The organism is Microcoleus sp. S13_C3 (genome assembly GCF_036700905.1).
GTDB lineage: Bacteria > Cyanobacteriota > Cyanobacteriia > Cyanobacteriales > Microcoleaceae > Microcoleus.
The window spans coordinates 41,386-52,152 of sequence record NZ_JAUBPT010000031.1 but is presented as its reverse complement, the minus strand read 5'-3'; the positions used below and the strand labels follow the sequence as shown (position 1 = coordinate 52,152).

Genomic DNA, 10,767 nt, shown 5'->3' with positions numbered 1-10,767 from the left:
AGCCGGGGCGGGTTTTTGAGATGGTTGGTTGATTGCGTAGATGGTTGGTGAACCCGCCCCTACACGAATCGCGATCGCTCGGAGACGATCGGATATGTAGATTAATTGTTGTATAATTAGTGCCATGTAGGGGCGGGTTTTACCAACCATCTACGCCTCAAATAAACTCTCTCATAAACCCGCCCCGCCCATAGACCATGCAAGAATTTCAGTTACGAGTTTTGCCTTTACAAAATAACAATTTTGCATTAGAACTCTACCAATGTGCTTACAAGAAAGCCGGAGAGAAAAAACGTCCTGCTGCTAAAAAATTGGGGCGACTTAAAGGAAATGTCCTGGTTTTGGCGAGACAGACAATTTATGCAACTCTCAAAGCGAATAATTACGACCCGAAAAGTTTATCTCAGCAGCGACAAACTCCTTATATATTATCAGAAGAATCGGGGGTGAGTTTGGCGATTTTATTTCAATCGCTGCAACCGCTATCGAAAACTGAACGAATTGCGAATATTGCTGAAGGGATTATGGCGATGAGTAATGAAGAGGCACATTATTGGTTTGGTAAAATTGCGAATGGCAATCGTTCAAATGCTTTGAAAGCTTTGCGAATTTTATTGGGAGATTGATTCGATTTGACTAAAATCCTTGAGAAATCTCGTTTTTACGCTAAGTCTAGATCCCCCTAAATCCCCCTTAAGAAGGGGAGTAGGGGTTGACTTTGACTGCATCCGGTCCCCCCCTTATTAAGGGGGGTTAGGGGGGATCGAGACTTCGATACAAACAAGCAAAATTTATGAGGAGATTAATTTTATGAAAGTAGCTGATTTGTCAAACGAAACTTTAGCCCAGATTAAAACAGTGCGGTGGGATCGAATTATTGAGAAGCATGAAGGGCCGTTTAGATGGGAGTCTGAATTTAGATACCGCGAACCGGAATTTATGGAAATTGAGGGGCGGTGGGTGTTATTGCCCGTTGAAGCATCTCGTCACCAAAATATCACGATTTTGCGGACGATTTGGAGTGCGGATGGTAACTCGCTGACTCTGTTTCTTAAGGATACAACTTTTGACGATGATATGTTTGTATCGGGATATATGGCTGTGTGCGATCGCCCAAAAGGACAAGAGTTTTTCTTAGCAGTATTGTACCACGAATGGTTTATCATTGAAAAGACCGAGGTATTTGAAGATTGAGCGAGAAATTTTTGGGATAATACCAATGCAAATTGCAGTTGGTGGAACAGGCATCTTGCCTGTTCCGGGCGGGCTAGAAGCCCAACCCCTACTCCCCACAATAAAATTAAATCTTTGTGGAACAGGCATCTTGCCTGTTCAGGGCGGGCTAGAAGCCCAACCCCTACTCCCCACAATAAAATTAAATCTTTGTGGAACAGGCATCTTGCCTGTTCCTAAAAACAACAACCACCAACCAACAATATCATGCGCCCCCAACTCTTCATCGAGAAAATCATGCCGGTGAATCTGCTAAACCAGCAGGTTTATTACGAACACGGCGGCAATCCATTTAAAGGATTGCATCGCTGGTATTCGCGCAAACCTTTATCGTTTTCTCGCGCTTCGGTGTTGGGGTCGATTTTACCCGCAGATATCTCTTTAGAAGAGTTTGAATATTTGCTGGGATTGGAACCGGGGAAGGAAATTAAACTCTACAAAACTCCCCCGTCTTCGGTGCGAATTAAAAAGGTTCATGACTATTGCGAGAAGGTGTGGGGGAATCGCACGCCGACGATTTTAGATGCGTTTGCGGGTGGGGGAAGCATTCCGTTTGAGGCGGCGCGGTACGGGTTGAATGTGTTGGCGTCGGATCTCAATCCCGTGGCGGTAGTGACGATGAAGGCGGCGATGGAATATCCGCTGAAATTTGGCCCGGATTTGCAGGAGGATATTGATAAATGGGTGAAATGGGTGGGGGATGAAGCCCAGAAAAGATTAACTGAATTTTTCCCTTCTTTACCGGGGGAAACTGTGCAGAATTATTTGTGGGCTCATACGGTGGTTTGTCCGAGTTGTCAGTCGGTTGTACCTTTGAGTCCGAATTGGTGGTTGAGTAAGACAAGTAATTATGCAGGTAAGAACCAAGCGAGAAAAGTTACGAGTGATTGGTATGCGGTGAAACCCGTCCCCAACCCGGAACAGAAGCGGGTTGATTTTGAGTTGGTGAAGGGGAAGAAAGGCAAGGAATCGACGATTAAAACGGATGCGGGTGAGTACGATCCGAGTGATGGCAGCACGATTAGCCGAGGTGTCGGGAAATGCCCGAATTGCGATACTATAATTGAAACTGAATTCATTTATGAAGCAGGCAGACAAAACAATATAGGTCATCAACTTTATGCGGTAGCTTTTCGCCAAGGACAGAGTAGCTTAGGGTTTAGAATTCCTGAACGCAAAGATTTACAAGGAATTGAAATAGCCGAAGGCAGAATCAATTCAAAACTAGGAGACTTAAAAAATATCGCTTTAATTCCTCTAGAAGAAATCCCCCCTGGCTTAAAAACCGAACAAAATTATATTCGGACTTATGCAAAAACATGGGCAGGAATGTTTAACCCACGTCAGTTGCTAACGCTTGTCACTTATGTAGAAATTATCAACGAAGCTAAGGCGCTGCTACAGGCTGAGTATGAACAGGAGAAAGTAGAGGCGATCGCAACTTATCTAGCTCTAGTATTAGATAGATGTGTTGATAAAAATTCAAGATTATCTCATTGGCAAGCATCTAGAGCTTTTGCACAAGCTGCATCAGGACAACACGCACTTAATCTATTTTGGAATTATCCAGAAATTAGTGGCGCTGGTGAACTATGGCACTGGTGCGCTGATGCACTTGCATCAGAATATCAAGAACTTTGCTCATTATTCGGCACAAAACCCCACTCAACAGGCTTACCTGGAATCGAACAATACGACCCCAAAACCATCCAAATTAACGCCGCATCCGCCGATAGCCTCTACCACATTCCCGACAATTCAGTCGATGCGATTATCACAGATCCGCCTTACTATGGCACGATCCAATATGCCGAAATTTCCGACTTTTTCTACGTCTGGATGAAGCGCACATTAGGCGATATATTCCCCGATTTATTCTACTCAGAACTCACCGACAAAGATAGAGAAGCGGTAGCCAACCCGTCGCGCTTCCGCAACATGGGCACATCCCCCGACGAACTCGCCAAACAAGATTACGAAGCAAAAATGGCGCTAGCTTTTAGCGAATATTACCGAGTTTTGCGCGATGACGGCGTGATGACAGTCCAATTCAACCACAAAGAATCCGGCGCGTGGGACGTACTCACAAAATCCCTCATCGATGCCGGTTTCGAGATTACCGCATCTTGGGCCGTCAGTACCGAAAACCCGCAAAACTTGCACCAAGCGCAGAAAAACTCGGTTTCTAGTACAGTGCTCCTCATCTGTCGCAAACGCGATGCTAACGCCGCCCAAGCTTGGTGGGATGATTTGCGCCCGGAAGTCGCCAATCTCGTCGAACAACGCGCCCCAGAATTTGAAGCCAACGACATCAAAGGAATCGACCTTTATTTAAGCGCCTTTGGCCCGGCTTTAAATGTGTTCAGCCGTTCCTATCCCATCCTCGACAGCAGCGGCGAAGAAGTGCGCCCGGAAGTTGCTTTTGCTGAAGCCAGAAAAGCCATAGCAAACTATCGCTTCCGCAAACTTGCACAAACCGATACCGCCGGATTTGACGCCCTGACGCAGTGGTATTTCCTGGCGTGGGATGCCTTTGGCGCTGTCGAGTTCCCCTTCGATGAAGCGCGACAACTCGCCCTCGCCGTCGGCGGTTTCGATGTCGTAGATTTAGCAAAAAAATACAAACTGATTGACTCAGTTAGCGGCACTTGCAAATTTTTGACACCGAAACAGCGGCTGAAAAAAGGAGCTTATTCTGTCAATCCGCAAGATTTTTCGATTACCTATTTAGTCGATGGATTGCACGCGATTATCGGTTTGTATCAGGAGGACGGAGATATTCAAATCGTGCGCGAGTTTATGAAAAAAACGGCTTTGACTGATAACGATAATTTCATGCGGGCGATAGAGGTGGCGCTGAAAGTGATTCCGCGTATTGGGGATGAGAAGAAACGCATCCCGGAGGAGAAGGCTTTGTTAGATTTGTGGTTGGCGATGGATGAGATTAAGGCCAAGGTTGTTTATCAACAGATGGAAATTCAGTTTGAGGGACAGTTGAGTTTATTTTAGGTTAGGTCAATTTAAGCTCAAACCTGCAGTCCGGCTTCAGGCAAAACCCGCATTCCGGCAGTCCGGCAGGGAATGAATTCCCTGCCTCAAAGCGAAAGTCCTCTGAAGAGGACTGAATAATCTCTAGGATTTAATAATTATGATTTAATATATTAAAATTTAATAATATTGTCTGCCGCAAGTGACAAAAGAGGGATGATAGGAATAACTCATCAGTCCTCTTTAGAGGACTTTCGCTATTAGCCAGGGAATTCATTCCCTGGCGGACTGTGGGAAAGCGGATTAAGACGCAAAAATTTATTAGAATTGTACTTACCTTTAAGTGATATGTGGGTGAGTTATGATAATTCTAATCCTATTCCTGAATTGATTGCAGAATGCCCTTTGAATTCTAATCCGATAATTTATCAGTCCCAGATTTGGAATACAATTACTCAGGAGGATTAATCCGATGACTCAAACAAATCAAAAATTGTCCGATCGAATCGATGCTGGTGTTAAAAAGGCGCTCGCACAGGCGATCGAGAAACACCGCCGACTCGGACAATCAATTAGTATTTGGCAAGATGGAAAAGTCGTCACACTTTCTGCTGAGGAGATTCCGCCACAACAAATACCAGAATAAGTTACCCAGATTCAGAACAATGAATTTAACAGATTATCCCTGGCGCATCAGCTATTCTAGCAACGAAAATAACCCGCTCGCCGATTTCTACATTCCCGCGCTAGAATGTGCTCTACAGTACGATCGCAAATCCGGCTTTTTCAACAGCGCTATCCTCAGTAAAGTAGCGCAGGGATTGGGCGCGATGCTGCACAATCAAGGGCGGATGCGGTTAATCATGGGCTGTCAATTCAGCCCGCAAGACTTGCAAGCTATCCAACAAGGTTACGCCCTCCGAGATGCAGTTACCATCCGCCTCGATACCGATTTACAACCGCCCAAAACCTTCGCCCAACTCAAACATTTTGAAATTCTCAGTTGGCTGATTCAAAACAGTTATCTCGATATTAAAATCGCCGTTCCCCTCAAATCTAACGGCTTACCAATAGATACTGAAAGTTTACTCGATCGGCAGCATATTTTTCACGAAAAAGTCGGTATTTTCACCGACTGTAACGGCGCACAATTAGCTTTTAGCGGTTCCAATAACGAATCTCTCAGCGGTTGGGAAAGCAACGTTGAATCTTTCCACGTTTATTGTGCTTGGGAAGGCGGCAGAGATGCTGAACGAGTTTCTGAAGAGATTTTTCGGTTTGAACAGTTGTGGAACAATTTATCGCCGAATGTGCGCGTTTTTGAAGTGCCGGAAGCGGTGAAAAATAAGTTGCTACAATACGCGCCTAGCAGTAAACCTGTGTGGAGTCGGGAGGAAGGTTCGGCAACGGATTTTGTAACGGATGTAACGGATGTAACGGATGTAGCGGATGAGGAAGGTGCGGCAACGGATTTTGTAGCGGATGTAGCGGATGTAACGGATGTTAGGAGTCGGGATTTAGGAGGAGTTGTTGGGGATTCTGAACTATTCCTAGATTATGCTAAATTTGAACCGCTTCTCAATTTGTACGCTTCGCCGAGTTGTCTCGATTATTGTTTGAAATCTATTCCTATTAAACCTTGGCCGCATCAAGTTAAAATATTGCGTAGAGTGGCGGCTAATTTCCCGAAAAGTTTCTTAATTGCGGATGAAGTTGGATTGGGAAAAACCATTGAAACTGGGTTGATTCTGCGTTACTTACTCGTCAGCCAAAAAGTTAAGCGCGTGTTAATTTTAGCACCAGCTAGTATTCAGCCGCAATGGCACGAAGAATTACGCGAAAAATTTAATCTGCATTTTTGGAGTTATAGCAAAGGTGAACTTGTCCCCGCTGGTAATTCCCCAATAACCAATAACCAACAACCAATAACAAATCCTTGGAATTCCCAAAATCTAATTTTAGCATCATCTCATTTAGTCCGTCGGAGCGATCGTACAAAACAGCTTTTAGACGCGCAACCGTGGGATTTGGTGATTCTGGATGAAGCGCATCACGCCCGCCGCCAAAGCCCGCAAAACCGCAAGGAAACTCCGAATCGGTTGCTACAGTTAATGCAGCAATTGAAAGAAAAAAGTCGATCGCTATTGTTATTATCCGCCACGCCGATGCAGATTGATGCGATCGAAGTTTTCGATTTATTGCACCTTCTCGGACTCCGGGGACATTGGTCTTATGGTGAGAATTTCTGCAATTATTTTAGCACACTATCCGATAAACCCGATCGCCAAACCTTGACTTTTTGGCAACTGATGTCTGTGGATTACTTCCAGCAAGGCGGTTCGCCCTGTACTCGGTTGCAGCAATATTTACAGAAGGGCGATCGATTGTTATATTATAAACTGAGAGATGTCTGGGAAAAAAACCAGCGAGTCAACCCCAAACAAGTTGCTGAAGACACGGATTTTATCGCCGCTTCCCGCCAATATTTGACAGTGAATACTCCCCTCAAAGATTTGATGTTCCGCCACACCCGCGACACCTTGCGCCAATACTATCAGCGGGGATTGTTGGATCGCGATATTCCCCACCGCGCCGTCAGAGACAATGCGATTACATTAGAAAATAACCGCGAAGTGCCGCTTTATCTCGCCGTCAGCAATTACGTGCGCCACTTTTACAATCTAGCGCAAAAAGACAACCGCAAAGCGTTAGGATTTTTGATGACTCTTTACCGCAAACGCCTGACAAGTTCCTTTTATGCCATCCGCGAATCATTACAGCGCCGCCTCGAAGGAATTAGCATTACTGAGGATGATTTTCAGGATTTAGATGATGCCGATGATGTGATTTTGGAAGGAATGGAGTCTTATTTTGAACCAGCAGATCCTGAAGAGATTAAATATTTAGAAGATTTACTTTATCAATTTGAGAATACAGGCGAAGATAGCAAGCTTTCGCATTTTATCACAATTTTGCGTCAAGAACTAATCCAGCGCGAAAGTGCGATCGTCTTCACGCAGTACACCGACACAATGGACTATCTCAGAACTGCTTTACAACAATTATATGGATCTCAGATTGCTTGCTATTCCGGGCGCGGCGGAGAATTGTATCAAAATGGCCAATGGCGAATTTTTCCGAAAGAACAAATCAAAACCAAATTCCGAGAAGGAATCATCAAAATTTTACTTTGTACCGAATCCGCATCAGAAGGGCTAAATTTGCAAACTTGTGGCGTTTTAATCAACTACGATATGCCTTGGAATCCCATGCGAGTCGAACAACGCATCGGCAGACTCGATCGCATCGGCCAGATTTATGATACCGTAAGAATACACAATTTTTACTATGACGGAACGGTAGAGGCGAAGGTTTACAAGAAATTGCGCGATCGCATCGATGCTTTTCAAACCGTAGTCGGCAATTTGCAACCGATTCTCGCAACAGTTCCCACTTTCATCGAACAGGCTGTGATGAGTGCAGATCCCGAAGAAGAGGGCGTTTTGTTGGGAGAGTTCGATCGCATTTTAGACGCGCCGCCTCGCGGCCCGGCCCTCGATGAAATGGTAGCGATGGATGTAGAATCAGACTTGCAAGAAATCCGTCAACCTCTGCAGCCGACTTCTCTGTTTCCTGAAACAATCGAAAATTTGTTTGTCAATTCTTTGATTTTAAAGCAGATTGGCGCTATCTTCGATCGCTCGGAAAATCGCACTTGGCATCTCAACTATAAAAGTCGCGATTATTATATCACATTTTACCCGGATATCTTTGACGAAAATGCTTCCGTGCAATTGATGAGTTTTGGGAATCCGTTGTTTGAAGAAATGCTAAGTGCGATCGCCCTTGTGTTAAACTGATATCTTGCACCAATTTCAATAAGCCTTTTCTGAACAGGCAAGATGCCTGTTCCACAAAGAATTAATTTTCTTGTGGAACAGGCATCTTGCCTGTTGCTGACATTGGTGTAATATCTCAGTCAAATAGTCCTGAATCGAATATGTTTAGTTTATTTCACTTTTGGTACTTTTAGCTCTAAACTACTTTTAATGACGATCGTCCTTTTTATTTAATAGCACAATGTCTTCAGAAACAAACTCAGCGGCTCAATCTACAACGGGTGCAGATGCGATCGATGTGGCGATCGCCTCTGGAATCGACTTTGACGGTACTCCGATTCCGCAAGCAAAATTAGACCTCTACAAGCAAGTGATGGGATTAGAAGCCGGCAGACAGCGCAGTGGCGTGTCAAATACAATGCGATCGCGCATTGTCCGAATCGGTGTCAAACACATTGGACAAGAGGAACTCGATAAAATGCTGGTGGCGGCCAACTTTGCACCGCTGAAAGAGAAAGAAATTGCCTTTTATTACGGCGGTAAATAGATCGTACTTATCGCGCTTATATCATGTCCGGTTGCATCCTTCATGTAGGGGCGGGGCGGGTTTATGAGATCCTTAGTTTTCAACAATTGTGGTTGGTGAAACCCGCCCCTGATGATAAGGAACAGTCTTAGATGGTAGGGTAACTCTAGAAGGCAATATTACCCAATGCAGGAAAAATACGGCTGGCGACTGCTGCGAAATTTCTCCCAGATGTGCACGATTTTTCTCAAAAACCGGGTTTTTTGCCTAAGTCCTACTTTTGTAATCCCAAATATTGATCGACTTCCCAATCCCTGCCGATTTTGCCTAAAATAGACATAACCCACGCTCATAACATCTGTCATGCAAAGTTACACCCTCGCAGAAGTATGTAATCCACAGGGGACAGTCTTTAACCGAGCTGCTGTGGAGCCAGTTTTACTCACAGATAAATCGCAGCCCAGCCACGTAATTATGTCCGCTGATGCCTATCAGCGCTTGATAGAGCGACTGATGGAATTAGAAGATATGCTTTTAGGAAAAGCCGCAAAATCTGCCCTAAGTCAGTCTCAAATGGTTGGTACTCAAACCTTTGTAGAAACACTAAAACAACTGGCAAATGGCGAAACTTGATGGTTTACAAACAGTTCTCGACTTTCTCAAGGGTTTGCAACCTAAAATAGCGGCTCAAATTGCTAAAAAAGTGTTAGCGCTGAATGTCGATCCTTTACCTAATGATAGCAAGCAATTAATCGGATATCCGGGTTATTATCGGGTAGATAGTGGCGAGTATCGGATTATTTACAGCTTTAATCCAGAAGAAGATTTGGTAGAAATTATTCTAGTTGGTAAGCGTAACGATGATGAAGTGTACAAAAAATTAGAGCGCCTTTTTTAAGAAACTCATTCTCAGTGATGCTGCTCTAAATATCTGGTAATTATTGTGATATTACTCCGGTTTCAAAGCTCGTTCCATCAGCGATAAAACCGCTTGTTCAGGAGTAATTTCACTATTTAATAAGCGATAAACTTGACGAGAAACAGGAACTTCTATGCCGCGTTGATTAGCCAAATCAATCAACACATTAGTAGTATTAACGCCCTCAGCCGTGCTCTGCAATTCGTGCAAAATTTGCTCTAAAGATTTGCCTTCAGCCAATCCGAAACCAACCCGATAATTGCGCGATAAAGGACTGTTGCAAGTAGCCAGCAAATCTCCCAAACCAGACAAACCGTAAAAAGTTTCTGCGCGAGCCCCCAAACGAACCCCCACCCGAATCATTTCCGGCAAAGCGCGAGTCAGTAAAGCAGATTTAGCATTAGTTCCTAATTGTAAACCGTCGCAAACACCAGCGGCGATCGCAAACACATTTTTCAAAGTTCCACCTAACTCAGTTCCCAGCGGGTCTTCATTCACATAAACCCGAAAAATATCAGAACTGTAAATATTTTGCACTTGCTTGGCCGCCGCTAAATCCCCACTCGCCGCTACCGTTGCAGCCGGCAATCCTTGCTGAATTTCCTCGGAAAGATTAGGGCCCGAAAGTACGACTATTGAATTGTGAGGAAAGGCATTTTGCCAAATTTGAGATGGAGTGCGTGTAGTCGCGGGGTCTAAACCTTTGGTGACAGTAACTATAATTGTACTGGGACTTAACTCTAACGCCAGCAGTCGATCGACCGTTGCTCCAACTCCTTTCATCGAAACTGCCGAAACAACAACATCCGCACCTGTTATAACTGATTCTAGACTAAAAGAACTGCTGCGCGACCACAAATTAACTCGAGATCCTTTTTTTCCTCCCAGATTTGCCAAGGCAGAACCCCAAGCACCTCCGCCTAATATTGTCAAGCTTGTCATAAAATTTAGTTGGATGAACTCAGATTTTACACCATTCTCAAGAACGGGCTAGAAGCCCGTTCCACAATAACATTGAATGTTTTTGTGGAACAGGCATCTTGCCTGTTGCTGACATTATTGCAATAACATTGAGTTTTTTTGTGGAACAGGCATCTTGCCTGTTGCTGACATTATTGCAATAACATTGAATGTTTTTGTGGAACAGGCATCTTGCCTGTTGCTGACATTATTGCAATAACATTTAATGTTTTTGTGGAACAGGCATCTTGCCTGTTGCTGACATTATTGCAATAACATTTAATGTTTTTGTGGAACAGGCA

Annotated in this window: 9 protein-coding genes; 8 read left to right on the top strand and 1 reads right to left on the bottom strand. The window is 44.3% G+C overall.

Annotated features, from left to right (window positions below; translation table 11 throughout):
• Positions 1–197 precede the first annotated feature (197 nt).
• From QUA16_RS11500 to QUA16_RS11465, 8 genes are all read left to right on the top strand, one after another.
• A complete protein-coding gene (locus QUA16_RS11500) occupies positions 198–626 on the top strand; it encodes a DUF7680 family protein (protein ID WP_333102897.1) in 429 nt (142 codons plus the stop codon).
• 184 nt (positions 627–810) lie between these two features.
• On the top strand, positions 811–1,194 hold the full coding sequence (locus QUA16_RS11495; protein WP_333102898.1) for a hypothetical protein: 384 nt from the start codon (positions 811–813) through the stop codon (positions 1,192–1,194).
• A 246-nt stretch (positions 1,195–1,440) separates the two neighbouring features.
• The gene (locus QUA16_RS11490; RefSeq protein WP_333181140.1) at positions 1,441–4,242 is read left to right on the top strand and encodes a DUF1156 domain-containing protein; all 2,802 of its coding nucleotides are present in this window, start codon (positions 1,441–1,443) and stop codon (positions 4,240–4,242) included.
• Positions 4,243–4,693: 451 nt separating this feature from the next.
• On the top strand, positions 4,694–4,867 hold the full coding sequence (locus QUA16_RS11485; protein WP_333102901.1) for a hypothetical protein: 174 nt from the start codon (positions 4,694–4,696) through the stop codon (positions 4,865–4,867).
• 19 nt (positions 4,868–4,886) lie between these two features.
• A complete protein-coding gene (locus tag QUA16_RS11480; protein WP_333102902.1) occupies positions 4,887–8,081 on the top strand; it encodes a helicase-related protein in 3,195 nt (1,064 codons plus the stop codon).
• A 220-nt stretch (positions 8,082–8,301) separates the two neighbouring features.
• Positions 8,302–8,607 (top strand): small RNA NsiR4-regulated ssr1528 family protein, encoded by a 306-nt coding sequence (locus tag QUA16_RS11475; RefSeq protein ID WP_015178377.1) that lies wholly within the window; start codon positions 8,302–8,304, stop codon positions 8,605–8,607.
• 342 nt (positions 8,608–8,949) lie between these two features.
• Positions 8,950–9,219, top strand: a complete 270-nt coding sequence (locus tag QUA16_RS11470) for a type II toxin-antitoxin system Phd/YefM family antitoxin (protein WP_333102904.1) — start codon at positions 8,950–8,952, stop codon at positions 9,217–9,219.
• Positions 9,206–9,484 (top strand): type II toxin-antitoxin system RelE family toxin, encoded by a 279-nt coding sequence (locus QUA16_RS11465; protein ID WP_015178374.1) that lies wholly within the window; start codon positions 9,206–9,208, stop codon positions 9,482–9,484. Before QUA16_RS11470 ends, QUA16_RS11465 begins: the two co-directional genes overlap by 14 nt.
• A 51-nt stretch (positions 9,485–9,535) precedes the next feature.
• Here the strand turns inward: QUA16_RS11465 and QUA16_RS11460 are convergent, their stop codons facing one another.
• Positions 9,536–10,447 (bottom strand): NAD(P)H-dependent glycerol-3-phosphate dehydrogenase, encoded by a 912-nt coding sequence (locus tag QUA16_RS11460; RefSeq protein WP_333102905.1) that lies wholly within the window; start codon positions 10,445–10,447, stop codon positions 9,536–9,538.
• Positions 10,448–10,767: the final 320 nt, after the last annotated feature.

Excerpts from the sequence above, each read along its gene's own strand:
- QUA16_RS11495 (WP_333102898.1), top strand. The coding sequence starts at position 811 with ATGAAAGTAGCTGATTTGTCAAACGAAACTTTAGCCCAGATTAAAACA.
- QUA16_RS11470 (WP_333102904.1), top strand. The coding sequence starts at position 8,950 with ATGCAAAGTTACACCCTCGCAGAAGTATGTAATCCACAGGGGACAGTC.
- QUA16_RS11500 (WP_333102897.1), top strand. The coding sequence starts at position 198 with ATGCAAGAATTTCAGTTACGAGTTTTGCCTTTACAAAATAACAATTTT.
- QUA16_RS11490 (WP_333181140.1), top strand. The coding sequence starts at position 1,441 with ATGCGCCCCCAACTCTTCATCGAGAAAATCATGCCGGTGAATCTGCTA.
- QUA16_RS11465 (WP_015178374.1), top strand. The coding sequence starts at position 9,206 with ATGGCGAAACTTGATGGTTTACAAACAGTTCTCGACTTTCTCAAGGGT.
- QUA16_RS11485 (WP_333102901.1), top strand. The coding sequence starts at position 4,694 with ATGACTCAAACAAATCAAAAATTGTCCGATCGAATCGATGCTGGTGTT.
- QUA16_RS11460 (WP_333102905.1), bottom strand. The coding sequence starts at position 10,447 with ATGACAAGCTTGACAATATTAGGCGGAGGTGCTTGGGGTTCTGCCTTG.
- QUA16_RS11480 (WP_333102902.1), top strand. The coding sequence starts at position 4,887 with ATGAATTTAACAGATTATCCCTGGCGCATCAGCTATTCTAGCAACGAA.
- QUA16_RS11475 (WP_015178377.1), top strand. The coding sequence starts at position 8,302 with ATGTCTTCAGAAACAAACTCAGCGGCTCAATCTACAACGGGTGCAGAT.